A 25,124-nucleotide genomic window follows, 5' to 3' on the forward strand; every position below is an offset into this window, starting at 1 on the left:
TACCACAGCGTGTCAACCAGACGAGGGAGACAATTGCCCGCGTGTGCCGGGGCTCCTCGCTGACGTTGCCGAAGGAGCGGGGACCCACCGAGACTTAACCAAGAGGGGAAGCTGAAATTATCAGCGGGTGGCACGGCGAACTGGGCGACTTTCTCACCCTCCCAGCCCTGCCGCGCCAAGACGCGGCTTTTCACCAAGGGCGCGCAACGAAAGGGCCCCACTGGGGGATGGGTGGAGTGAGCACGGCGGGGCTGTTCTCCGTGACAGGCCCCGCCGCCTCAGGAAGCTGGGCCAGGGACAGGCGCCGGCGATGCCGGAGCCAGTCCCCGTTACTTTACTGCCTGTTTTGCGGATTTTCCCGCTTGCAGATACTGATTGATCCCCGCGGCCATCTTGCGGCCTTCGGAGATCGCCCAGACAATGAGGGAGGCGCCGCGCTTGGTGTCGCCGCCGGCAAAAACCCCGTCGAGGTTGGTCATGAAGCCTTCGTCCACCGACACCGCGCCGCGCTGATCGTACTTCACGCCGAGGCTGTCGAGCAGGCCGTTCTTCACCGGACCGGTGAAGCCCATGGCGAGCAAGACAAGATCCGCATCCATCTCGAAGTCGCTGTTCGGAATTGGCGTGAACTTGCCGCCCTCGAACTTCACCTTGTTCCCATGCAGCTTGGTGACCTGGCCGTTGTGGCCGGTAAACTTAGTGGTCGAAATGCTCCACTGCCGGTCGCAGCCTTCTTCATGCGCATGCGAGGTCCGCAGCTGCATCGGCCAGAGCGGCCAGGGCGTTGAACTGGCGCGGGTTGGAGGCGGCTCCGGCAGCAATTCAAACTGATGCACTTCCGCGCAGCCTTGGCGATGGGCGGTGCCGACGCAATCGGACCCGGTATCGCCGCCGCCGATCACGATCACCCGCTTGCCTTTGGCCACGATGGGCTCGTCCGTGATGGGAATGCCCGCCGTGCGCTTGTTCTGCTGGGTGAGATATTCCATCGCGAGGTGCACGCCCTTGAGCTCGCGCCCTGGGATCGGCAGCTCGCGCGCCTGCTCGGCGCCCATGGTTAAACCCACCGCATCGAACTGCTTGCGCAGTTGTTCGCCCGTGATGTCTTTCCCGATCGTGACGCCGGTCTTGAAGTCGACGCCTTCGGCCTTCATCTGCTCCAGCCGCCGGTCAATGACCCACTTTTCCATCTTGAAATCGGGAATGCCGTAGCGCAGCAAGCCGCCGATGCGATCGGCCTTCTCAAACACGGTGACACTATGTCCGGCGCGCGCCAGTTGCTGCGCGGCCGCTAACCCGGAGGGGCCGGACCCGACGATGGCCACGGTCTTGCCCGTCTTGACGACCGGCAAAATCGGCTCGACGTAGCCCTCGTTGAATCCCCGATCAATGATGTTCCATTCGATGATGCGGATCGACACCGGATCTTCATTGATGCCGAGGACGCAGGCGCCTTCGCAGGGAGCCGGACAGAGCCGGCCGGTAAATTCGGGGAAGTTGTTCGTGGTATGGAGCGCCTTGAGCGCGTCTTTCCAGCGGCCACGGTAGACGAGATCGTTCCACTCGGGAATCAGATTGACCACCGGGCAGCCGGTCGAGCCCTGGCAGAACGGCACACCGCAATCCATGCAACGGGCGCCCTGGACCTTGAGCTTGTCCTCGGGGATCGGCTCGTACATTTCCTTCCAATCGAGCACGCGCAACTCGACCGGTTTCCGCTTGGGGCCCTCGCGGGCATATTTCATGAAACCTTTTGGATCGCCCATTCCCTCTATCCTTCTACTTGCTCGCGGCGGCCTTCTTCTTCCGCTCTTCCAGTACGCGCTTGTAATCGACCGGCATCACCTTCACAAACTTCGGCAACAGGGCCTCCCACGAATCCAGGATGCGCTTGGCATTCCGGCTGCCGGTGACCATGAAGTGCGCAGTAATCATCTCATGCAGCAGCTTTTTATCGTCGGCGGCCGCCACCTTCTCCAGCTCGACCATGCCGGTGTTGCAGCGCGCCGGGAACTTGCCCAATTCGTCGAGCACGAAGGCCACGCCGCCCGACATCCCGGCCGCAAAGTTGCGCCCGGTCCGTCCCAGCACGACGACGACGCCGCCGGTCATATATTCGCACCCGTGATCGCCGGTGCCTTCCACGACGGCCCGCACGCCGCTGTTCCGCACGGCAAACCGTTCACCGGCCATGCCGTAGAAATAGGCTTCGCCCTGCGTAGCGCCGTAGAGCGACGTGTTGCCGACCAGAATCGTCTCTTCCGGCACATAGATCGCGTTCTTCGGAGGGAAGACGACGATTTTGCCACCGGAGAGCCCCTTGCCGATATAGTCGTTCGACTCGCCTTCGAGCGTCAGCGTGACGCCGCGCGCCAGAAATGCGCCGAAGGATTGGCCCGCCGATCCATTGAACTTGATGGAGATCGTGTCGTCCGGAAGCCCCTCCGAGCCATACTGCTTGGAGATCCGGCTCGACAACATCGTACCGACGGTCCGATTGACGTTGCGGATCGGCAAGTCGAGCGAGACCTTTTCGCGTCTGTCCAAGGCCGGCTTGCACAGCTCGATCAACTGGTTGTCCAACACCTCGGCGATGCCATGGTCCTGTTTCTGAACGCAATGACGCGGGACATCGGCACCGACGTCCGGCGCCTTCAGCAAGGGCGTGAGATCGAGGCCTTTGGCCTTCCAATGATCGATGGCCTGTTGCACTTTGAGCTTATCGACGCGGCCAACCATCTCATTGATGGTCCGGAACCCCAGCTTCGCCATGATGTGCCGCAACTCTTCGGCGACGAAGAAGAAGAAATTGACGATATGCTCCGGCTGTCCGCTGAACTTCTTGCGCAACTCGGGATCTTGCGTGGCGATGCCGACCGGGCAGGTGTTCAGATGGCACTTGCGCATCATGATACAGCCTTCCACGATCAACGGCGCCGTGGCAAAGCCATATTCTTCCGCGCCGAGCAGCGTGGCAATGGCGACATCCCGCCCCGTCTTCAACTGGCCGTCGGTTTCGACACGGATACGGCCGCGCAGATCGTTCATCACGAGCGTCTGATGGGTTTCCGCCAGCCCCAGCTCCCAGGGCCCGCCGGCATACTTGATCGACGACAAGGGCGACGCGCCGGTTCCGCCGGAATCGCCGCTGATCAATACCTTGTCGGCATGCGCTTTGGCCACGCCCGCGGCGACGGTCCCGACGCCCACTTCCGACACGAGCTTGACCGACACGGCGGCGTCCGGGTTGGCATTCTTCAAATCGAAAATCAGCTGCGCCAAGTCTTCGATGGAATAAATGTCGTGATGCGGCGGCGGGGAAATCAACGCCACCCCGGGCGTGGAATGGCGGAACTTGGCGATGTTCTCATCGACCTTGTGCCCCGGCAACTGGCCGCCTTCGCCCGGCTTCGCACCCTGCGCCATCTTGATCTGCAACTCTTTGGCGTTCGCCAGATAATGGCTGGTCACGCCGAACCGGGCCGACGCCACCTGCTTGATGTAGCTGTTTTTGGAATCCCCGTTCGGCAGCGGCTTGAACCGCTCCGGATCTTCGCCGCCCTCGCCGGTGTTGCTCTTGGCGCCGAGGCGGTTCATCGCGACCGCCAGCGTTTCGTGGGCTTCCTTGCTGATGGAGCCGAACGACATGGCGCCGGTGGTAAAGCGCTTGACGATGTCCTTGGCCGGCTCCACCTCATCGAGGGGAATCGGCTCGGGCAGGAACTTGAAATCGAGCAGCCCGCGCAAATTGGAGCGCCGCTTGCTCTCGTCGTTGACGAGCTGCGAGAACTCCGCAAAGGTCTTGGGATCGTTGTTCCGCGTCGCGTGCTGCAGCTTATAGATCGTGTCCGGGTTCCAGTTGTGGTGCTCGCCCTGGATCCGGTAGTGAATTTCGCCGCCGAAATCGAGCTGTCTGATCGGCACCGGTTCGTAGGCCAGCTTATGCCGACGCAGCGTTTCCTCGCCGATCTCCCGAATGCCGATCCCTTCGACGCGGGAGGGCGTCCCGGTAAAGTAGCGGCCGATCAATTCATGATTGAGCCCGATGGCCTCGAAAATCTGGGCACCGCAATACGACTGCACCGTGGAGATGCCCATCTTCGAGAAGACTTTGAGCAGGCCCTTATTGATCGCCTTGATGAATTTCCCTTCGGCGGTCTGCGCATCGAGCCCTTCCGGCAAATAGCCGTCGCGCTCCATGTCCACCAGCGACTCGAACACGAGGTACGGATTCACCGTCCCGGCGCCGTAGCCGATGAGGCAGGCGAAGTGGTGCACGTCGCGCGGCTCGCCGGTTTCCACGGTCAACCCGACTTCCGTCCTGGTGCATTCGCGGACCAGATGGTGGTGCACCGCCGCAATGCCGAGCAGGCTCGGGATCGGCGCCCACTCTTCGTTCACGCCCCGGTCGCTCAGGATCAGGAACTTGTAGCCCTCTTTAATGGCCTGTGAGGCCTGGCGGCAGAGATCATCGACCGCGGCGCCCAATCCCTCCGGCCCTTCGGCCACGCGGAAGAGCATCTTCAACGTCTTGCTCTTGAAATGGGGATCGGCGATCTCGCGAATCTTTTGCAGATCGGCATTGGTCAGAATCGGCTGTTTCACACGGATGCGCCGGCAGGATTCCGGATGTTCATCCATCAGATTGGGCTTCGGCCCGATGCTCGTCGTCAGCGACATGACGAGTTCTTCGCGGATCGGATCGATCGGCGGATTCGTCACCTGCGCAAAGAGCTGCCGGAAATACTTGAACAGGAGCTGCGGCCGGTCTGACAGCACGGCCAGCGGCGTATCCGTGCCCATCGACGAGATCGCCTCTTCCCCGTTCACCACCATCGGCGTGAGCACCATCTTCAGCTCTTCGACCGTATAGCCGAAGGCCTGCTGACGCTGGCGCGTCGTCGGATGGTCGGGCTGCGGCACGTTCAACGGTTCCGGCAATTCATCCAGCGAAATCCGGTACTGCGTGACCCACGACCGATAGGGCTTGCGGCTGACAATCTCCGCCTTCACTTCTTCGTCGTCGATCAGGCGGCCCTGCACGGTATCGATCAGGAACATGCGGCCCGGCATGAGCCGGCCCTTCTGCCGGATCTTCTGTGTCTCGATCGGCAGCACCCCGGCTTCCGACGCCAGAATGACCAGGCCATCGGTGGTGACTTGATACCGGCAGGGACGCAGGCCGTTCCGGTCCAGCGTCGCGCCGATCAATTTGCCGTCTGTGAAGCAGACCGCCGCGGGGCCGTCCCAGGGCTCTTGCATTGCGGCGTGATATTCGTAGAACCCGCGCCGGTCAAGATCCATCTGCGGATTCGCCACCCAGGGCTCGGGAATGAGCATCATCATCGCGTGGGGGAGCGACCGGCCGCCCATGGTGAGAAACTCGACGGCATTATCCAAACAGGCCGAGTCGCTCTGCTGCTCATGGACGATGGGATAGAGCTTTTCGAGATCCTTGCCGAACAGATCGGAATTGAGCCGCCCCTGGCGGGCGCGCATCCAATTCACGTTGCCCTTGAGGGTATTGATCTCGCCGTTGTGGCAGATATAGCGATAGGGATGGGCCAGCGGCCAGGTCGGAAAGGTATTGGTGCTGAACCGCGAGTGGACCAGGGCCAGCGCGCTGGTCACGCTCGCGTCTTTGAGATCTTGATAGTACGCCGCCATCTGATGCGGCAGCAGCAATCCCTTGTAGACGATGGTGTTCGCCGACAGGCTGGGAATATAGAAATACTCGCGGCCCTGAATCGCGGACGCCCGCACGGCGTTCTCGACCCGCTTGCGGACCACGTACAGTTTCCGCTCGAACTGCGCGTCGTTGAGCACGTCGCGGGCGATAAAGATCTGCCGCATGAACGGCTCGGTGCTGCGCGCCACGTCGCCAATGGCATCGCTCTTCACCGGCACATCGCGCCAGCCCAACAGCCGCAACCCTTCTTCCGCAATCACCTTCGCAAACAGCTGTTCGCACTGCTGCCGGCGGTCGGCCTGGGGCGGCAAGAACACCATGCCCACGCCATACTCGCCGGCGCCCGGCAACGACACGCCGGCATCGCCGGCCGCGCGCTTCAAAAAGTCGTGCGGCACCTGGAGCAGAATGCCCGCGCCGTCGCCGGTACAGGGGTCGCACCCCTGAGCCCCTCGGTGGGTCAGGTTTTCAAGGATCTGCAGCCCCTGCTGGACGATCGTATGGGATTTCTGGCCCTGAATATTGACGACAAAGCCCACCCCGCAGGAATCCTTTTCCTGATCGGGATCGTACAAGCCTTGTTTCGGGGGAAGTCCTGGAATCATCATCTCGTCATCTCACCATGGCACACAGGAATTCATTTCATGCACAGGGTCATAAAGGCCTTGCTTCGGGGAAGCCCGGGATCAGCATCATTCAATCTCGTTATCTAGCAAGGCAGGTGACTGCGTCGCGGTCTGGGGCCACTCGTGCGAGGAGGCAGAAACGCGATATCTTGTTGTTTTCTTGACGATCTCCTACAGCGTTCTCTCGTGCGCCACCTTACTGGATGGGTTGCGGCCCTGTCAAGATTCTCCCGTGCCAGAAAATGGTCTTATTCCACCGGCCCCGCAAGGACTCCCGGACCATGAATCGGGCCGGCCGTTTGCTTGACTTTGTTTCCCCCGCTGCCCTACCATCCGCCGCATGCCACAGGGACCAGCCATCTCGACCATCAGCAGCATGGCGGACGTCTGGGACGCGTACCGCGACGAGATCGACGGCGTCGAGCAGCAAGTCCGAAAAAATCTCGATTCCAGCGTCACCCTCGTCAACACGGTTGCGGCTCACATCCTCAGCAGCGGCGGCAAACGCGTCCGCCCGCTTCTGCTGCTCCTCAGCGCCAGAGCCTGCGGCTACATCGGCCGCGAACACCATCAGCTCGGCAGCCTCGTTGAATTCATCCATACCGCTACCCTGCTGCACGACGACGTGGTGGACGACGCCGATATCCGGCGCGGACGGCAAACGGCCAGAAAAGTCTGGGGCAATCAGATCAGCATCCTCGTCGGCGATTATCTCTACTCCAAAGCCATGGCCCAGGTGGTCGAGTTTCGCAGCCAGGGCATCAACGAGGTCCTGGCCGAAGCCTGCACCAAGATGGCGGAAGGGGAAGTCCTGCAGCTCTACCATAACGGCAACCCGTCGATGCCGGAATCCGATTACATCAAGATCGTCGAACATAAAACCGCCGGGCTGATGGCCGCGGCCTGCCGCATGGGCGCCATCCTCGCCGAGGCCTCCGAAGACAAACAGACCGCGCTCTTCCGGTTCGGGCAATATATCGGGATCGCGTTTCAAGTGGCGGACGACACCCTCGACTACAACGCCGACGGAGAACGGCTGGGAAAAACCCTCGGCCAGGATTTGCGGCAAGGCAAGGCGACCTTGCCCCTGCTTCACCTGCTCGCGCACTGCAGCGAACAGGACCGGACCATGATCAAGGATCGGATGGAGACCCGCACCCTCACCGAGGGGGACCTGGCTCGCATCCTCGCGTTAATGCACGACCATGGATCACTGACCTATGCCATGGAGCGGGCGAGAACCTACATTGCCGCGGCCAAGCACGAACTTGAAGCGTTTGAGGACTCCACGGCGCGCCGGGCCCTGGCCGTCGCCGCCGATTACATGATCACCCGCGACCGGTAACCGCCCTCCGCTCACTCTTGTCGCCACCCGTGTCCGGTGAGAAGAGCGGCACTGAGCCGGGAAGGGGCGGAGATCATTCCGGTCTCGTATCTTTTACTCATACCATCACACACTGGAGCACGAAACCATCATGGCCCAGATTTTCCCGTTTTGCGGTGCACGCTACGACGCCACCATTGCCGGAGCCGCGCGCGACGTGGTCGCCCCTCCCTACGACATTATCGACGCCGCCGGCCAGCAGGCGCTGTACAACCGCAATCCGCACAACGTCATTCGCCTGGAATTGGGCATGGACCAGCCGGACGACGGCCCCGCCAACAATCGCTATACGCGCGCCGCCGCCACCCTCTCCCAGTGGATGCAATCCGGCGCGCTCAAGCGGGATGCGCGGCCGGCCATCTACTACCACACCATCGAGTATGTGCCGCCGGGAGCTGATCCGAACGGGCCGAGAAAAACTCTGCGCGGATTTCTTGCCACGTTCAAGCTGGAAGAATTCGGCACCGGTGCGATCTATCCGCATGAAAACACCAGAGCCGCGGCCAAGACCGACCGGTTGAATGTGATGGAAGCCTGCCGCGCCAACTTCAGCCCGATCTGGTCGCTCTATTCCGACCCGCAGGATGCCATCCTCTCCGCGCTGGCCCAGGCCGCCAAAACCATCGCCCCCCACATCGCCTTCCGCGATGACGCCGGCTTCGAGGAACGCCTGTGGGTGATCGACGATCCCGCGATCACGCAGCAGATCGCCGCCGCCATGGCGAGCAAGCCTATTTTCATCGCCGACGGCCACCACCGCTACGAGACCGCGTTGAATTACCAGAAACTCCGCCGCCAGCAGGCCGGGAATCCGCAGGGCCTCCAGCCCTATGACAGCGTGCTCATGCTCTTCACCCCGATCGAAGATCCGGGGCTCACCGTCTTGCCGACGCACCGGGTGACCACAACTCCGCTGCCACCGTTCGATCAGGTCAAGGCCCTCTTCGCGGACCAGTTCGACGTGCATGAATACGCATTCACCGGCCAGACCCAATCGGCCGTCCGCCGGCAATTTCTCGATGCATTGCGCACGAAAGGCCGGACGGCCCCGATGTTCGGAATCGCGCTGAAGGGACGAGACGCCTATCTGACCCTTGAGCTCAAGGCCACGCACCGCCCGCCGGCCAGCGCGTCGCCCCGCGCGAAACTTGACGTCTCGCTCTTACAACAGTTGGTCGTGGCGAAACTCTGCCCCACCCAACAGGAACAGGAAGCCATCCTCTACACCAAAGACGACCACGAAGCACTGGATTGGGCGGCCAACGGAACAGGCACCGGCGCCCTGCTGCTGAACGCGACGAAGGTGAGCGAGGTGAAGGATGTGGCCACCGCCGGCGAGCGGATGCCGCACAAATCCACCTACTTCTTTCCAAAGCCGCTGACCGGATTGGTCATGAATGTGATGGAGGGCTAGCGGCGAGAGGCCAGCGGCACGGGGCGGGAAAGCCGGCCAACGTCGAATCTCCCCCCCTTGCCCAGCACCTCGCGCCCCTCGCCTCGCAAACGCGTTATGAAAGCCAAGATCCTCATCGTCGATGACGATCCGGACATCGTCACGGTCTTGGAAGACCGCCTTCAGGCGTCAGGCTATCATCCGCTCGTCGCCCGCGACGGCCAGCAGGCTCTCGATCAGATCGAACAAGACGCGCCACACCTCGTGCTCCTTGATCTCGACATGCCGAAACTCACCGGCATCGAGGTGCTCAAACGGCTCTCACAGATCAAACAGGTCGAGGACCTGCCAGTCATCGTGATGACCGCGCATGGCTCGGTCAACGCCGCGGTCGAGGCGATGAAAGAAGGCGCCTACGACTTCCTCACCAAGCCGCTCGACAAAGACCACCTGCTGATCGTCATCCGGAAAGCGCTCGAGCGCGACTCCCTCAAGCGCCAGGTGGCCTATCTTCGATCGGAAGTGGACGGCCGCTACGCCAAAATCATCGGCCAGAGCACCTCCGTCCGGTCGGTCGTCGAAGCGGCGCAGCGCGCCGCGCGATCCGACGCCAGCGTGCTGCTGCTGGGAGAAAGCGGAACCGGCAAGGAACTGTTCGCCCGCTCCATCCATCAATGGAGCCATCGCCATGCGATGCCCCTGGTGGTCATCAACTGCGTCGCGCTGACAGAAACCCTGCTGGAGAATGAGCTGTTCGGCCACGAACGCGGCGCCTTCACGGGCGCCGACCGGCAACAGAAGGGCAAGCTGGAAATGGCGGACGGCGGCACGGTCTTCCTCGATGAGATCGGGGACATGCCGCTTCCGCTTCAGGCGAAGCTCTTGCGCGTGCTTCAAGACCGCGAGTTTCAGCGGGTCGGCGGCACGAAAACCGTCTCGATCAATATCCGCATCATTGCCGCGACGAACAAGGATCTCCGGCAGGCCGTCAAGACCGGGCAATTCCGCGAGGATCTCTATTTCCGGCTCAACGTCATTACCCTCACGCTCCCGCCGCTCAGGGAACGGCGGAGCGACATCCCGGCCCTCGCCCAATTTTTCCTTGAGCGGCACGCCAGGGAGGCCAAACGGCCCGCCATCGCCTTGAGCCCGACCTCCATGGACGCCCTGACGCGGCACCCCTGGCCCGGCAACATCCGCGAACTGGACAACGTCATTGCCCGGGCGGTCGTCCTGAGTCCAACCGACACCATCGAGCCCGAGGTCATCGCCCTGGCGCCGGAAGACGCCCACCTCTGCGGGACACACGAAGAGGCCCTGCCCTATCTGGATTTGCCCTACCACGAATCGATGGACGAACATAGCCGCCACATCATTGCGCGCGCGATCGAAAAGGCCGAGGGGAATCAAACGAGAGCGGCGGAATACCTCAAGCTGCAGCGCACCTACCTGGCCCGGCTTCTCAAGCAACAGCGCGACCGGCAGGACGAAAAAGCCGAGAGCGAACCGGAATCCTGAACCTGGGGGGAAACTCAGCTTGGCACGGCCTGCCGGTCTTCGATGCGAATGCGTCCGTCCATGACGTCCCGCTCCGCCTGCGCATAGCGCTCAGGCGTGCCGACGTCGGACCAGTACCCGGTCAGATCATAGCCCAGCACCGTTTCGCCCCGCATAATCGCCGCCACATAGGGATCGATGATCGAGGAGATCACTCCCTTCGGCACGCCCCGAAGCAGCCGCGGGTGCAAAATGTGAATCCCGGCAAACATGCGCGGCTTGGTCGGGACAGGATCCGGCACACCCTTGCCGGTAATCCGCACGATGCGATCCTCGTCCCCCACTTCGACCAGCCCCCACCGTTTCGCATCCGGATCTTCACGCACCACCAAGGTAGCCACGGCATGGCGCTCCCGATGAAAGGCGCACAGGGCGCTCAGATCCAGATCAAAGAGGGTGTCTCCGTTCAGCACCAGCACGGCCTCGTTCGCAAAATAGCCTTCGGCCTGCTTGATCCCGCCGCCGGTTCCAAGAATGACCGGTTCACGCGAATAGATCAGCCGCAACCCGAAGGCCGATCCGTTGCCAAGCGCCTGTTCGATCATCGGCCCGAGATGATGCAGATTGATGATGACATCATGAAACCCGTGCCGTTTGAGCAACAGCAGATTCCAGACGATGAGCGGGATTCCACCGACAGGCAGCAATGGCTTGGGAATCGTATTGGTCAATGGCCTGAGACGGGTCCCAAGACCCGCCGCGAGAATCATGGCTTTCATATAATTTCGGCGCAGGCATGCGGCGCGGGGCACGGGACAAGAAGCGGGGCTATATTTCCCATGATAACTCTACTCCCTCGCCTCTGGCCACTCACCTCTAGCCCGCCCATCACTGCAATTCAGGCACATACGGGGTGAGGTGCTTGCGCAGAATGGCCAGTTCGGGGTACCGCTGCAAATTGCGTTTCACATAACTCAACACACGGGGAATATCGGCGAGAAATTTCGGATTCCCTTTCACCCGATCGATATAGACGAAACGGCCAGCCGCTTTCAGATTCCGCTGAATGCTGGTCAGATCGAAGAGCCGCCGAAACGCATCGCGATTCGTCCAGACATGCCGGTGTTCCGCGAGCCGGTCCAGATAGTACTCGACCAAATGATCGACCAAGGCTTCGTCCAGCTGGATATAGGCATCGCGCAGCAGGGAGGCCAGATCGTACGTCGCCGGGCCCAGCAGGGCATCCTGAAAGTCGATCACGCCAAGACGCAACCCATCGACCATCAAATTGCGGGAATGAAAATCCCGATGGGTAAAAACCTGCGGCTGGCCGGCCAGCAGATCGGCCAGCTTCCCGAATTCCTGGCGGATCGCCGCCTCGTCTCCCGCCGGGATCGGCTGATCCCGCCGCGCCGCAATCCCGTATTCGAGAAAGTGTTCGAACTCCCACATCAGCAGCGGCGCATCGAAGCTCCGGTGGAATGCCAGACAGCCCGGATCGGCCGGAGCCGTGGCCTTCACCTGCATCTGCACCAGCACATTGATGGCTTGTTTGTATCGGGACTCCACCGTCGGCCCGTCGGCCTCCCGCACGGCCTCGGCCAGCGTCAGATCGCCAAAGTCCTCAAGGTAGAGCAGCCCCGCCGCCTGATCGTAGACATGCAGCCGGGGCACCGACACGCCCGCCTTCGCCAGATGCGACAAAATATTCAGAAACGGCAGCTCGGTGATCTGGTGGGCGGCGCCGCTGACGGCCTCCTCCGACTGTTTGAACCCCTCCGGCTCCGCCAGCTGCATGAGGATGAGGGAATGCGGCGGGCCGCCCGTCAGCACCGCGCGGAAGTAGCGGCGATTGGAGGCATCGCCGGCCAAGGGCTGTAATTCACCAAGGGCAAGGCCCGGCGCGAATCGAGACTCGATCGTCTGCGCCACGAGCGCCCGGTCGGGAAACGCAAGGGGCCCTCTGGGAGCCGCCGGATGAATCGTTGTCATACGTAGTTACTTATCACTAGGTTGTTCATCGTGCTCAAAAGCGGCCACACTATACAGGAAGCGGGCACGAAAAGAAAGGATTTCAAATAATAGACCGGCCCTATTGAAACCATTACAGCCATGCCGGACGGACGCAGGACCGCTTCCTCCGCGCAGCAAGAGGCCCGCATCCCCTCAGGCCCACAGCATCGACGAATTTCAAGAGTCCGCAGGGTGCGGCATTTCCAGCCATCGCTGGAGCACCAGCTTCACATCCTGCAACTGCACCGGCTTGCTCAGATAATCATCCATGCCATGGGCCAAACACTGGTCCCGGTCCCCGGACATGGCATTGGCCGTCATCGCAACGATGGGAATACGGCGAAGCGAGTGGCCGGAGGCATCCGATGCCGCCCCCTCCTGCCCCTTCGCCTCCCACCTTCGGATCTCTTGCGTGGCCTCGAATCCATCCATCTCAGGCATCTGGCAGTCCATAAATACCAGGCTGTACGAGCGATTGGCTACCGCCTCCACGGCCTCCCGGCCATTGGCGGCCACCTCGACCCGGCACCCCAGCTTTTCCAGCATCTTGGCCGCGACCTTCCGATTAATCGGATTGTCGTCCACCACCAACACGGATCCCTGCATTCCGGCGCGCACTTCGGCCAGCCGATGCCGGGTAATGATCGTACTGGCCTCGCAAGAATCCGGGCCGGACGGCGCCTGATCCAGCACCAGCCGCAAACAGTCCAGCAATTGATCCTGGCGAGCCGGCTTGGTCAAATAGGCGGCCACCCCGGCTTCATGAGCCGCCTTCACATCTCCGCGCTGGCCATGCGAGACATATAGTACCAAACGGACCGGCCGGATTGCCGGGTCCCCCTTGATATGGCGGGCCAGCTGAAGACCGTTCATTCCGGGCATCTGCATATCGAGGATGGCCAGATCGAACGGGTGGCCGTCCTCCGCGGCCTGCCTGAGCGCAGCCAGCGCGCTCTCGCTATCGCCCACACTTTGGCAGACCAGCCCATGATTGAGAAATTGCTGTTCGAGAATCTTCCGATTGATCGCCATATCATCCACGATCAGCACCGTCCGGCCGCGCAGCCGGGCGGACATCTCATCCGGCAGCGCCGGCATCTGGCTGTCCTTCGGATGCCGGGCCACTCGCACGGTAAACCAGAACCGGGACCCCGCTCCCGGCGTGCTCTCGACGCCGATCTGGCCCTGCATCAATTCGACGAGCTGCTTGCAAATGGCCAGCCCCAAGCCGGTGCCGCCATATTTGCGGGTTGTCGAACTGTCGGCTTGCGTGAAGGGCTGGAACAATTTCCCGCTCTGCTCCGGCGTCATTCCGATGCCCGTGTCCGTCACCTCGACACGGAGGTCAACGGATCCATCCCCTCCGGCTGCCGCCACCGTCACCGCCACGAGCACATCGCCACGTTCCGTGAACTTGACCGCGTTGCCGATCAGATTGCTGACCACCTGCCGCAGGCGTCCGGGATCCCCCTCCACCATGGCGGGCACCGCCCCGTGAATGAGGCACCCCACCTCGATCCCCTTGTTCCGCGCCCGATCGGAAAAGCTCGCCACCGTGCTCTCGATCGTCGTGCGCACATCGAACGCGACCTGCTCCAGATCGAGCTTCCGCGCTTCAATTTTTGAGAAATCCAGGATGTCGTTGATGATCCCCAGCAGCGACTCCCCGGACGCATGGATCATCTCGGCATAATCCCGCTGGTCGGCGGTCAGCGCCGTGCCCATCAACAGATCCGTCATGCCGATAACCCCGTTCATCGGCGTCCGGATTTCATGGCTCATCGTCGCCAGGAATTCACTCTTGGCCCGGGCGCTGGACTCCGCCGCCTCCTTGGCGGCGCACAATTCCAAGTCGTGCGCCCGTTGCTGTGACACATCGCGGATGGCCGCGAGCACGAACCTTCCCTCCGCCGTATCGACCGGGCTGAGACTGATCTGCACGGGAAACTCACTCTGGTCTCGGCGGCAGCCCGACAAATCGAACCCCGCACCCATCGGCCTGGCGATAGGCCACTCCATGAAACGCGCGACATGTTCTCGATGCCGTGCGCGCAGCCGTTCCGGCACCAGGATCTCAATCGGCGCGCCGCGCAATTCGTCCGCCGTATAGTCGAACAAGTGCTCGGATTTACGATTCGTCAGCACGATCCGGCCACGGATATCGGTCATGACAATGGCATCTGGCGCCGCCTGCAGCAGCTCTTGAAATTTCCGCTCCGCGCCCCTGGCCCGCACGCTTTCTTCGAAGGCCATCGCCCGCGTGCGCTCCAATCGCCGGATGCTCCACAGGAGAAATCCGGCCAGCGGAAGCAGCATGCCGACTCCGGCCAATCCGACGTTCCGCACGATCGCCCTGATGGGCGACAGTACATCGCTCCGGTCCACCCGCACCAGCACGCCCCAGCGCAGCAGACCGTGGTCCCCCACGCCTGCCGTCATCGCATACCCCGTCAGCACATCGACCTGCCGGCGCAGGTGCCGCTCTTCGACAAAACCGGGAGGGGCCGCATCGAACAGGTCCGCGGAGGGCAGCCCCGCCTGCTTCAAATTGATACGCCCCTCTTCCCGCAAGAGCGAATCCGCAATGACCTCTCCGTTACGATCGACAAAGAGGTATTCGATCCGCACATCCGTGCCCCATTGCGCCTGCAAGGCCACCGCCGTGCGCACAATGAGATCTTCAAGGACTGGCAAGGCCACACGCGACGTCACCGTGCCGAGAAATTCCCCACGCCCCCCTCTGACCGCCGCCGTAAAGGCCACCGTCCTTCTCTCTTCCGTCGTTTCGTCTGGCGCAAACACATCCCTAACAAAAATCCCCCCGCGATCCCTCACGGCCAGAAACCAGGGGGCATTGCCATAGTGCTTGCCGACACTGGCCCGGTCGGATGCCGCCACGAGACGCCCGGCGGCATCCGTCACACCGATCCATTCGTAGACCGGATAGGCCGAGATCATCCACTCCATGTACTGCGAGACAGCCACCGCATCGCCCGATTGAACAACGCGCGACCGGGCCATCATCTGAATGTCGCCGTAGCGTTCCGCCATCAACAGATCCAGCTTGCCCGCAATATCGACCGCGGCCAAGGCAAGACTTTCCCCCGCATTCGCCACAAACCGGGACTCGATATAATGAAGCGTCACCAGGCCGCCCCCAAGCACCAGCACAGTGCAGAACACGATGAGCAGCGGCAAGCTATGCTTCTTCACAACATCTTGTACCGGCAACAATCGCCTCCAGACTTCCACATGATGTCAAATGGTTACATCGTGCCTCAGCCTATAGCAGCAAGAAACGGCAGTAACGGAACCTTATGGGTGGCCAGCTGCGCCACGAATGGATCGGCCATAGAGAACCTCGCCGCTCGGCGCTGGTAACATTTTGACTTATCGGTGAATTTTTCTCCGTTCTTGACCACCCTGACATCCCCGTAGGACTACCCGGCTTGGACACGCATTCTCCCGCTATCATAAAAATTTGAGCCTTCGTATAGTATGACCGTTATCATGTATCCGGCCGATACAACCATCGACAATCCGCATCCGGCTCTTATATCAGGGCATATCAGCTCTACCGCCCTAGGTCCAGTTGCACTTAAAATGGTTCCAAAAACAAGGCCGGAATGAGTTCAAGAGTTATTTCAATGCCTTCGACCATCGACAACCCCCTGGGCCAGTTTCTCCCTGGGGGTTTGTGAGATGCCTCTCTTGAACACCCAGATGAGTGACTCGTACTCACAGGAGACATGATGCCATTCCCGGAACAAGTCTTGGCTCGGGTGGTTGAATCCTTCCAAAATCTCTTGCACCCAGCTATTTTTGAACGAACGTTCTTAGAGGTGGGGGCCACCCTCGGGCGGGACGTCGTCGCGCAAGCCTCCGTACCGCGCACATCCCCTTTCCCCGACGCGCGGACCGATTACTTTCGATGCAGCGACTGGATGAAAACTCATTGGGGGTGGGAGCACACCGCCTCTGCCGGCAAGGACGGCCAGCTTGACGTACATTGCCACCGATGCCCGTTTGAACATCTCAGCCAGCACCAGTCGCATATTTGCGGGGTGGAAATCGGCATCCTGGGGGGAATCGCCGGAGAATTGTTCGGCTACGGCAAAGTCGCGCTGCAACGCGGCGACAGCCAGCCGCCACGCAATTGCCGGTTTACCATCCACACGGAACAGACGCCGCACAGCCTCGCCGCCGAAGGATTGACCTTCCCACTCTCTCCTCATAGCCACAGCGGCAGCACCGATGCCGCCGCCGCCCGCGTCCTCACCCAACTGACGCCGCGAGAACGGCAAATCGTTGCGCAGCTGGCCGAAGGACTGTCGGACAAACAGATCGCCGAAGCCCTCCGGCTCAGCGTCAGGACCGTCGAAGGCCATCTGGCCAGAATCCGTGAAAAAACCGCTTTGCACTCGCGCAGCGCGCTCATTCGATTCGCGCTGAGATCGAGCCTGCGATGACACGCCGGACGATTTCTTCTCCACTACGGCCATCAGCCGGACCGGCCTCCGTGAACACACCGGCCGCGGCTCCCGCTCCTCCCGCCATCAAAGTGCAGATCGTGGATGGGCACGAAATGGTCCGCCAGGGGCTCCGGGCAATGCTCGAACGGACCGCGCATATCAGATCCATCGGCGAGTCCGCCACGATCGCCGGCGCCATGGAGGCCCTCGGCAGGAATACGCCGGATGTCGTGCTGATGGAGCTGCGCTTGCCGGATGGCAGCGGCATCGACGCCTGCCGGCATATTCGTGCGTCTTCTCCCAACACGCGGGTTTTGATTCTTACCGATATGGCGGATGACGAATCCGTCATGGCCGTGCTGCGCGCAGGCGCCGCAGGCGTGCTCCTCAAAACCGCCTCCGGCACGGACATCGCCCGCGCCCTCGACGCGGTACGGAACGGCCACGCCATCTTCGATGGCGCGCTCCTGCACCGGCTGCTGTCACACCTCTGTAGCCTGTCATTCTCGATGCGCGGCACAGGCAGCACCGGACTCTCCGCGCAGGAACAGCGGGTTATGGAACTCGTGGCCCAGGGGAGAACGAACAAAGAGATCGCCCGGGCGCTGGGCCTCAGCGATAAAACGATCAAAAACTACCTCAGCAACGTGTACGCCAAACTGCAGGTCACCCGCCGGGCTCACGCCGCCTCCGCCTTCCTCCAACAGACCAGAGGGGCCGGCCACCCGAGCCTCACCGATTTCTCATGCCCCCTCATAACGGCCTCGTCCGCTGAGTTGTGACGCCCGCAGGCCCATCCCCGGAACCGCCGCCCAGGCTTCTTCCACAGAGGCTGATCCCAGCCGCTCCCAGGGCCGCCCCGGCCGTATCGGCCAGCCAATCCTGCCAGCCCGCCTCACGAAAGGGGACAAACAGTTGGTGCACTTCGTCCGTCACGCCATAGACTGACGCGGCCCCAATGGCCCAGAACATCGCCCACGAGGCAAGGGGCCCCTCCAAGCCCCAGCGGAAGGCCCGGTAACAGAGGCCACCCAATCCGGCATATTCCACCAGATGCAAGACCTTGTCGCCGAAGAGATCGAACAGCGACGGCAGATCGTCGTCCGGATGCGATCGTGAAGAGAGATAAAAGATCACCCCGGCATATAGGACCACCGGCCCCCAATAGGCGACGACTCTCCTCCATCCTAAGCCGCCCGCCTGCCGCTCCATCACCGGCTATCCTCCGTTCATTGCATGCCCCGTATCCCTATGACATACTTAACACTCTTCGAGACATCACGCACCGATGAAACACGTTCACGTCTGTTTTCTCTGGCACATGCACCAGCCCTACTACACCGATCCGGTGGCGGGATCGGCGAGTATGCCCTGGGTGCGCCTCCACGCCACCAAAGCTTATTACGACATGGCCTCTCTGCTGGAGCAATTCCCGGCTGTCCGTGCGACGTTCAACTTTACGCCGTCGCTGCTCTTGCAACTCCAGGAGATCGGAGGGGGCACCATCCGGGACCTGTTTCTCGAACGGGCCCAACGCCCGGCCGCGGATTTGACTCAGGAGGAACAGGCGTTTCTGATCCGCCATTTCTTTTCGGCCAACTGGGCCACGATGGTCCGCCCCTACCCCCGCTACCATGAGTTGCTCGTCAAACGCGGCACCGAGGTCAACGGACAGGATCTGGCCAAGGTCGCGAAGCAGTTTTCGACGCAGGATTTTCTCGATCTGCAGGTCTGGCACAACCTCGCCTGGTTCGGCTATGGCGCCGTCCGCCGCTATCCGCGCCTCGCCGCCTTGCGCAGCAAGAATCGCGGGTTTACGGAAGACGAGAAACAGGAAGTGCTCGCCCTCCAGCGCGCCGCGGTGCAAGAGATTGTCCCGCTCTATCGCCGGCTCGCGGAACAGGGCCAGATCGAGTTGACCACCACGCCCTTTTTCCATCCCATCCTGCCGCTCGTCATCGATACCGACTTCACGCGCCGCGCGAGACCCGACCTTCCGCTTCCGTCCCGATTCCGCGCCCCGGACGATGCCGAAGCGCAATTGCAACGCGCCGTCGCATTTCATACCGCCACCTTCGGCCACCCTCCCGCCGGCCTCTGGCCGTCTGAAGGCTCAGTGTGTCCCGAGCTGCTCCCGCTCGTCCGGCGTGCCGGCCTCCAGTGGCTGGCGACCGATGAAGGGGTGCTGGCCCGGTCGCTCGACATGGGCGGCCAGCCCTGGGACCGCTCCCGCTCGCTCTACCAGCCCTATCGGGCCGGCGAGCCTGGGCAAGAGGTCACGATGGTGTTTCGCGATCGCGACCTGTCCGATGCGTTCGGATTCGTCTATCACAAGACCGATCCGGACTCGGCTGCCGACGATGTCCTCCGCCGCCTCCGCGCCATTGTCCACAACGCGCCACACAAACATCTCCTGATCCCGATCATTCTGGACGGCGAAAATCCCTGGGAACACTATCACGACGGCGGCGAGCACTTTCTCTCCCGCCTCTACCGCGCCTTGACGGCGCAGACATTGGATGAGCCCGGCGCAGTAAGATGTGTCGCCTCCACCATGTCGGAGGGCCTTGCGGCCGTGCCTCCGGCGCAATCCCTGTCCCATCTCCATTCCGGCTCCTGGATCAATCAGGATTACAAAATCTGGATCGGGCACGCCGAAGACAATCGCGGTTGGGATCTCCTCGGCCATACCCGTACCCGCCTGGTTGAGGCCGCTCCGACACTTCCAACGGCGCAGGCCAGCGCCGCCTGGAACGAACTCTACGCCGCCGAAGGCAGCGATTGGTTCTGGTGGTACGGCGATGATTTCGAGACCGACTTCAAGCCCGAATTCGACCGGCTCTTCAGGACGCACCTCCGCAACGTCTGGACGCACATGGGCCTGACGCCGCCGGATTCCTTGAACCAGCCCATCTGCGCCATCACGGCACCGCCCGATACGGATCGCGTCATGCAACCGGTCGCGCGGCTCTCCCCGGCCATCGACGGCGTGGTGACGGACTTCTTCGAATGGCGCGGCGCCGGCACGATCAACACCCAGCCGCCGCTCGGCGCCATGTGGAAAGCGGAAGGGCTCTTTACCGCGATCCGTTTTGGCTGGAGCGACGAACAGCTCTTCCTGCGATTGGACCCGGATGAGGCCGCGCAGCCCAGACACCAGAGCCTGGCAATGCAGATTGTCCTCCATGGTCCTCGCCATCACTTTCGCCTGGCATTCTCTTGTCCGCCACCGGGACCGGACTCCTTTCAGCTCTTCCAGCAACGCGAAAACGGAACCTGGGAAGAAAAGGGCTGCTATCGCTCCATCTGCGCCAAGGCCATTGTGGAACTGGCGATCCCGGTGAAGGATCTTTCGCTTGAACCAGGAGATAGTATTCACATGAGTCTGATCGTCCTGGAACATGGGTTGGAAGTCGCCCGCTATCCCCATCAGGCGCCGGCAACTTTACTGGTTCCCGGCGATGATTTTGATGCCGCCATGTGGCGGGTATGAGATGAAGGCGAGAGGGAAGAGGCATGCGGCGAGAGGCCGGACTAACACCTCATACCCATAGCCCCTAGCCTCTCGCCCCTGACCCAACACGGAGGAATACATGCCAGATCTTCGACGCGATCCCATCGTCGGCCGCTGGGTGATTATTTCCACGGAGCGGAGCGGCCGCCCGCACGACTTTGTCCAGCTGCAGCCCGCGCGCCCGCTCTCCACCGCGCTCTGTCCCTTTTGTCCAGGTCAGGAGCGGCTGACCCCGAAGGAAATCATGGCCTACCGGCCACAACCCGCCGGGCCCAACACGCCCAACTGGACCGTGCGCGTGGTCCCGAACAAATTCCCCGCCCTGCAAGTCGAGGGCGACATGGGCCGCGAGGGCATCGGCCTGTACGACCGCATGAACGGCATCGGCGCCCATGAAGTCATCATCGAAACGCCGGAGCACACGGCCGGCCTGGCCGACCTGCCGGCCAAAAAGATCGAAGACGTGCTCTGGGCCTATCGCGACCGGATGCTGGACCTCAGGAAAGACCAGCGCTTCCGCTACATTCTCATCTTCAAAAACCACGGCGCCTCAGCCGGCGCCACACTGGAGCACAGCCACTCCCAGCTGATCGCGCTCCCCGTCATCCCGACCAGCGTCCTGGAGGAACTCGACGGGTGCCGGACGCACTATCTGCAGAAAGAGCGCTGCATCTATTGCGACATCCTGCGGCAAGACCTCTCGGACGGAAAGCGGATCGTGGCGGAGAATCCCGAGTTCCTCTGCGTCACACCCTTTGCCCCGCGCTTTCCGTTTGAAATGTGGATTCTCCCCAAGCGCCATGCGGCCTACTTTGAAGAAAGCCAAAAGTCGCAATTCGAATTTTTGGCCCCGATGCTCTCCGAAGCGCTCCGCCGCATGGACAAGGTTCTCGCGCGGCCGTCGTACAACTTCGTCCTCCACAGCTCCCCGCTGCACGAAAAGACCGGAGACTATTACCACTGGCATCTGGAGATTATTCCGAAACTCACGCAGGTCGCCGGCTTTGAATGGGGCACCGGCTTTTACATCAACCCCGTGTCACCGGAAGAATCGGCGAAGTGCCTGCGAGACGCGGAGCTCTAAGTGCCCGCGCGCTTTCGCATCGAGAATCCCGCGCTCGCGCAGCCGCTGCGGCAGATTGAGCAGGTAATCCGCCGCGCCGGCGGCCGCACCTGGCTGGTCGGCGGCTGCGTGCGCGACCTCGTGCTCGGCCGGCAACCGCGCGACCTCGATCTCGAAATCCACGGCCTCCCGCCGGGGCTGCTGCACAAACTGCTCACCGAACACGTCCCCGTGCAGTTCGTCGGCAAGGCCTTCGGCGTCTTCAAGCTGGCCGGTCTGCCGATCGACATCGCGCTCCCCACGCGCCGCCTCATGGGCGAGCCTTCCATCCCCGGACTCTTGCAACAAGCCGATCCTGACATGGACATCGACGAGGCCCTGGCCCGGCGCGATTTCACCATCAACGCCATGGCCTGGGACCCCGACACGCTGGAACTCCGTGATCCGTTCGACGGCCGAGCGGATCTCGCCCAACGCTGCCTGCGCCATGTCTCGGACCGTTTCAGCGAAGACCCGCTCCGCGTCTTGCGCGGCATGCAACTGGCCGCCCGCTATGATCTGACCGGCGCGCCGGACACGCTGGCGCTCTGTCGAACGCTCACGCAGGATACCCTGCCCTCTGAACGAGTGTGGGATGAGTGGAAGAAATGGCTGTTGCAAGGCGCGAAACCCTCGGCGGGGCTGCACTGGCTGCATGACTGCGAGTGGCTGCGGTTCTATCCGGAGCTCGCAGCCCTGCAGGGCTGCCCTCAAGATGCGGAATGGCACCCGGAAGGGGACGTATGGGTGCATACACTGCACTGCCTTGATGCCTTCGCCACTGAACGAACCGGCCAAAATGACGATGATCTGGCTGTGGGGCTCGGCGTACTCTGCCATGATTTTGGGAAGCCCGCCACGACAAAAGAGGAGGCGGGGCGGATCACTTCGCGCGGCCACGAACCGGAAGGCGAGGCGCCGACCAGACGTTTTCTCGAACGCCTGACCAATCAACAAGGCCTGGCAGATGAGGTCGTGTTGCTCGTCCGCTGCCACCTGCGCCCACGCCAGCTCTACGACGCTCAGGCCTCGGATAGCGCGGTCCGCCGGCTGGCCAAACAGGTCGGACGGATCGATCGCCTCGTGCGAGTGGCGCGCGCCGATCATCTGGGCCGCCCCCCTAAACCGGACGACGGCTTTCCCGCCGGCGTCTGGCTGCTAGAGAAGGCACGGAAACTGGCGGTCGAACGAGAGGCGCCGGCGCCGATCGTGATGGGCCGCCATCTGCTTGAACTGGGAGTCCCGCCAGGCCCCGCCATGGGCACGCTGCTGGAGGCCTGCTACGAAGCCCAACTGGATGGCGTGTTCTCGACCCTCGACGAGGGCCTGGCCTACGCCCGCAGAATTCACTCCGCGACGTCTTAACCCAATCCCCCCACTCATCACACATCCCCCATCACTTCCCCAAGCCCCTTGCTCCCTCACATATCCGCGGCATATGATCGCGGCATGCAGATCCAACTCAGCCATCCCACGCGAAGTGTCGAAATCAAAGGCCCCAAGAAGGCCAAAGAGCTGCTCAAGGAGCTGAACCTCGTCGTCGAAGCACACCTCGTCATCCGCGGCGATGAACTCGTGACCGAAGACGAAATGCTCTATGACAAGGACCTGATCGAAATCAGACCGGTGATCTCCGGTGGAAATTGAAACAGGCACGGGGCAAGCGGCTAGGGGCACGAGGGCTGCAATTCCCTATCCCCTTGCCTCTCGCCACGAGCCTCGCGCCGTAAAAATATGAATTGCACCAAATGCAAAACCAAAGCGGTGATCGATCTGCCGCGCCACAATGCCGCCTTCTGCAAAGGCTGCTTCAACGTCTTCGTCCACGATCAGACGGCCAAGGCCATCAAGTCGCAGAAGATGTTCGGGAAGGACGACCGGATTCTGGTGGCCGTGTCCGGCGGCAAGGACAGTCTGGCGCTGTGGGACATTTTATTGAAGTTGGGCTACAAAGCCGATGCCCTCTACGTCAATCTCGGCATCGGGACCTATTCGGAAGAATCGCACCGGAAAGTCACGAAGTTTGCCGAGACCACCGCGGCGGCGCATGGCGCCACTCTCCACGTGCATACCGTCCAGGAAGAGGCCGGGGCCGGGATCAAGGAACTGGCGCAGCTGATTCATCGCCCTGCCTGCTCGGCCTGCGGCACGATCAAGCGCTACCAGTTCAACCGCGTGGCGCTGGAGCACAAGTACGACGTGATGGCGACCGGCCATAATCTGGACGACGAAGCCGCCCGCCTCCTCGGCAACGTGCTCCGCTGGCAGGAGGAATATCTGGATAAGCAGACTCCCAGCCTGCCAGCCTCGCTGGAAGGATTCGCCAAGAAGGTGAAGCCGCTCTATCGGCTCTCCGAACGGGAGCTCGCCGCCTACTCGGTCTTGAACCGGATCGACTACATCGTCGAAGAATGTCCGATGGCGAAGGGCGCGCGCACGATTCTCTATAAAGAGGTGCTCAACCGGCTGGAAACCGAATCGCCCGGCACCAAGCAAGCGTTCTATTGGGGCTTTCTCGACAAACAGCACAAGCCGGAGACGGCGCCCACGACGATGGCGGAACGCGACCAGGCCTCTCTCCACCCCTGTTCGGTCTGCCAGCAACCGACGACCGCTGAAGTCTGCTCCTACTGCAAAATGATGGCGCGCGCCAAAACCCATTCCGCTTCGTCATGCCCACCGGCCTGATCCACGACGTTCCCATACCCGGACGAAGGCTGGTACGGACAACCTTCGGGCTGATCGTGACGCTCCTCCTCATGCTCTGCGGACTCATGGACCGTCCGGCGGCGGCAGAGGACCTTCCCGCATCGACACCTGTCGGCACCCACACCATCGGCATGGCCGCCGGCCCATTCTTTCCCGTCCGGGTGCTCTCCAGCCAATCCTCAAAACTCTTTGGAGAAGCCGTCATGCCCTCCTGGAGGGTCACGCTCACGGAACCGATTGGCTCAGGCTGGTACCAAGGCCAGTTGGCACTCGGCGCGGAGATCGTGGCCTTTCATACCAACGAGCCGATCACCGCCTATGGCATCGGATTTACGCCGAAGCTGGTCTATACCTCCACGGCCTTTGGACGGGTGCGCCCGTTCCTCGAAGCAGGCGGAGGCCCCGTGTGGACGGATCTCGGCGGCCGGGTTCCCGAACAGCCGGGGCAATTCAATTTTCTCGTGTGGGGTGGCGCAGGCTGCTCCTACCACATGACCAGAGCCTGGACGATCGACGCCGGCTATCGCGTCATGCACATCTCCAATGCCGGGACGCGTCAGCCCAACTCCGGCCTGAACTTCGGGCTCCCCTTTCTCGGCTTGTCCTATCAAGGGTTCTGAGCGCCCCCTCGATGGCGGTCCCGGACCGTTCTTGGCTTGCAAAGAGGGGATTGACCCCGTAAGCTGCGAAATTATCTTCGATGTAGCGGCCCCCCAATCCAGAGA

At 62.0% G+C, this 25,124-nt stretch carries 17 protein-coding genes; 11 read left to right on the forward strand and 6 right to left on the reverse strand.

The annotated features are described in order from the left end of the window. Window positions 1-329 precede the first annotated feature (329 nt). Both RI101_03405 and gltB read right to left on the reverse strand, forming a co-directional pair. Window positions 330-1,766: a glutamate synthase subunit beta gene (locus RI101_03405; GenBank protein ID MEC4889086.1), complete on the reverse strand. Its 1,437-nt coding sequence runs from the start codon at window positions 1,764-1,766 to the stop codon at window positions 330-332. 13 nt (window positions 1,767-1,779) lie between these two features. Continuing rightward, window positions 1,780-6,297, reverse strand: coding sequence for a glutamate synthase large subunit (gene gltB, locus RI101_03410; GenBank protein MEC4889087.1), 4,518 nt, complete (start codon window positions 6,295-6,297; stop codon window positions 1,780-1,782). 358 nt (window positions 6,298-6,655) lie between these two features. Here gltB and RI101_03415 point away from each other — a divergent pair, with 358 nt between their 5' ends. From RI101_03415 to RI101_03425, 3 genes are all read left to right on the forward strand, one after another. Beyond that, on the forward strand, window positions 6,656-7,660 hold the full coding sequence (locus RI101_03415) for a polyprenyl synthetase family protein (protein MEC4889088.1): 1,005 nt from the start codon (window positions 6,656-6,658) through the stop codon (window positions 7,658-7,660). A 130-nt stretch (window positions 7,661-7,790) separates the two neighbouring features. Continuing rightward, window positions 7,791-9,113 carry a DUF1015 domain-containing protein gene (locus RI101_03420; protein ID MEC4889089.1) on the forward strand — a complete coding sequence of 441 codons (1,323 nt, stop codon included), beginning with the start codon at window positions 7,791-7,793 and terminating at the stop codon, window positions 9,111-9,113. A gap of 96 nt (window positions 9,114-9,209) precedes the next feature. Next, window positions 9,210-10,610 (forward strand): sigma-54 dependent transcriptional regulator, encoded by a 1,401-nt coding sequence (locus RI101_03425; GenBank protein ID MEC4889090.1) that lies wholly within the window; start codon window positions 9,210-9,212, stop codon window positions 10,608-10,610. 14 nt (window positions 10,611-10,624) lie between these two features. Here RI101_03425 and RI101_03430 read toward each other — a convergent pair whose 3' ends face one another. The 3 genes from RI101_03430 to RI101_03440 form a co-directional block, all read right to left on the reverse strand. Beyond that, on the reverse strand, window positions 10,625-11,368 hold the full coding sequence (locus RI101_03430; GenBank protein MEC4889091.1) for an NDP-sugar synthase: 744 nt from the start codon (window positions 11,366-11,368) through the stop codon (window positions 10,625-10,627). Between the two features lie 109 nt (window positions 11,369-11,477). After that, window positions 11,478-12,581: a phosphotransferase gene (locus tag RI101_03435; protein ID MEC4889092.1), complete on the reverse strand. Its 1,104-nt coding sequence runs from the start codon at window positions 12,579-12,581 to the stop codon at window positions 11,478-11,480. 198 nt (window positions 12,582-12,779) lie between these two features. Next, window positions 12,780-15,815 (reverse strand): response regulator, encoded by a 3,036-nt coding sequence (locus tag RI101_03440; GenBank protein MEC4889093.1) that lies wholly within the window; start codon window positions 15,813-15,815, stop codon window positions 12,780-12,782. Between the two features lie 536 nt (window positions 15,816-16,351). Between RI101_03440 and RI101_03445 the strand changes: the two genes are divergently transcribed. Together RI101_03445 and RI101_03450 are read left to right on the forward strand one after the other, a co-directional pair. Next, window positions 16,352-17,071, forward strand: a complete 720-nt coding sequence (locus RI101_03445; protein ID MEC4889094.1) for a helix-turn-helix transcriptional regulator — start codon at window positions 16,352-16,354, stop codon at window positions 17,069-17,071. After that, complete coding sequence (locus RI101_03450) at window positions 17,068-17,856, forward strand: response regulator transcription factor (GenBank protein MEC4889095.1); 789 nt, start codon at window positions 17,068-17,070, stop codon at window positions 17,854-17,856. The genes RI101_03445 and RI101_03450 overlap by 4 nt, the downstream gene beginning before the upstream one ends. On the opposite strand, the gene RI101_03455 is transcribed toward RI101_03450, so the two are convergent. Beyond that, window positions 17,828-18,286 carry a VanZ family protein gene (locus tag RI101_03455; GenBank protein ID MEC4889096.1) on the reverse strand — a complete coding sequence of 153 codons (459 nt, stop codon included), beginning with the start codon at window positions 18,284-18,286 and terminating at the stop codon, window positions 17,828-17,830. The genes RI101_03450 and RI101_03455 overlap by 29 nt on opposite strands. Window positions 18,287-18,362: 76 nt before the next feature. Here RI101_03455 and RI101_03460 point away from each other — a divergent pair, with 76 nt between their 5' ends. The 6 genes from RI101_03460 to RI101_03485 all read left to right on the forward strand — a co-directional run bounded on the left by RI101_03460 (window position 18,363) and on the right by RI101_03485 (window position 25,019). Further along, the gene (locus RI101_03460; GenBank protein MEC4889097.1) at window positions 18,363-20,567 is read left to right on the forward strand and encodes a glycoside hydrolase family 57 protein; all 2,205 of its coding nucleotides are present in this window, start codon (window positions 18,363-18,365) and stop codon (window positions 20,565-20,567) included. 100 nt (window positions 20,568-20,667) lie between these two features. Then, the gene (galT, locus tag RI101_03465; GenBank protein MEC4889098.1) at window positions 20,668-21,672 is read left to right on the forward strand and encodes a galactose-1-phosphate uridylyltransferase; all 1,005 of its coding nucleotides are present in this window, start codon (window positions 20,668-20,670) and stop codon (window positions 21,670-21,672) included. Continuing rightward, window positions 21,673-23,055 carry a hypothetical protein gene (locus RI101_03470; GenBank protein MEC4889099.1) on the forward strand — a complete coding sequence of 461 codons (1,383 nt, stop codon included), beginning with the start codon at window positions 21,673-21,675 and terminating at the stop codon, window positions 23,053-23,055. 84 nt (window positions 23,056-23,139) lie between these two features. Further along, complete coding sequence (locus RI101_03475) at window positions 23,140-23,337, forward strand: thiamine biosynthesis protein ThiS (protein MEC4889100.1); 198 nt, start codon at window positions 23,140-23,142, stop codon at window positions 23,335-23,337. 87 nt (window positions 23,338-23,424) lie between these two features. Further along, the gene (locus RI101_03480) at window positions 23,425-24,378 is read left to right on the forward strand and encodes an ATP-binding protein (protein ID MEC4889101.1); all 954 of its coding nucleotides are present in this window, start codon (window positions 23,425-23,427) and stop codon (window positions 24,376-24,378) included. Further along, a complete protein-coding gene (locus RI101_03485) occupies window positions 24,363-25,019 on the forward strand; it encodes an acyloxyacyl hydrolase (GenBank protein MEC4889102.1) in 657 nt (218 codons plus the stop codon). Before RI101_03480 ends, RI101_03485 begins: the two co-directional genes overlap by 16 nt. Window positions 25,020-25,124: the final 105 nt, after the last annotated feature.

The organism is Nitrospira sp. (assembly GCA_035968315.1).
Lineage (GTDB): Bacteria > Nitrospirota > Nitrospiria > Nitrospirales > Nitrospiraceae > Nitrospira_D.

Coding starts and splice junctions, on each gene's coding strand:
- RI101_03430 (MEC4889091.1), bottom strand. CDS start 11,368: ATGAAAGCCATGATTCTCGCGGCGGGTCTTGGGACCCGTCTCAGGCCA.
- RI101_03450 (MEC4889095.1), top strand. CDS start 17,068: ATGACACGCCGGACGATTTCTTCTCCACTACGGCCATCAGCCGGACCG.
- RI101_03445 (MEC4889094.1), top strand. CDS start 16,352: ATGATGCCATTCCCGGAACAAGTCTTGGCTCGGGTGGTTGAATCCTTC.
- RI101_03480 (MEC4889101.1), top strand. CDS start 23,425: ATGAATTGCACCAAATGCAAAACCAAAGCGGTGATCGATCTGCCGCGC.
- RI101_03435 (MEC4889092.1), bottom strand. CDS start 12,581: ATGACAACGATTCATCCGGCGGCTCCCAGAGGGCCCCTTGCGTTTCCC.
- gltB (MEC4889087.1), bottom strand. CDS start 6,297: ATGATGATTCCAGGACTTCCCCCGAAACAAGGCTTGTACGATCCCGAT.
- RI101_03420 (MEC4889089.1), top strand. CDS start 7,791: ATGGCCCAGATTTTCCCGTTTTGCGGTGCACGCTACGACGCCACCATT.
- RI101_03475 (MEC4889100.1), top strand. CDS start 23,140: ATGCAGATCCAACTCAGCCATCCCACGCGAAGTGTCGAAATCAAAGGC.
- RI101_03485 (MEC4889102.1), top strand. CDS start 24,363: ATGCCCACCGGCCTGATCCACGACGTTCCCATACCCGGACGAAGGCTG.
- galT (MEC4889098.1), top strand. CDS start 20,668: ATGCCAGATCTTCGACGCGATCCCATCGTCGGCCGCTGGGTGATTATT.
- RI101_03415 (MEC4889088.1), top strand. CDS start 6,656: ATGCCACAGGGACCAGCCATCTCGACCATCAGCAGCATGGCGGACGTC.
- RI101_03455 (MEC4889096.1), bottom strand. CDS start 18,286: ATGGAGCGGCAGGCGGGCGGCTTAGGATGGAGGAGAGTCGTCGCCTAT.
- RI101_03460 (MEC4889097.1), top strand. CDS start 18,363: ATGAAACACGTTCACGTCTGTTTTCTCTGGCACATGCACCAGCCCTAC.
- RI101_03405 (MEC4889086.1), bottom strand. CDS start 1,766: ATGGGCGATCCAAAAGGTTTCATGAAATATGCCCGCGAGGGCCCCAAG.
- RI101_03425 (MEC4889090.1), top strand. CDS start 9,210: ATGAAAGCCAAGATCCTCATCGTCGATGACGATCCGGACATCGTCACG.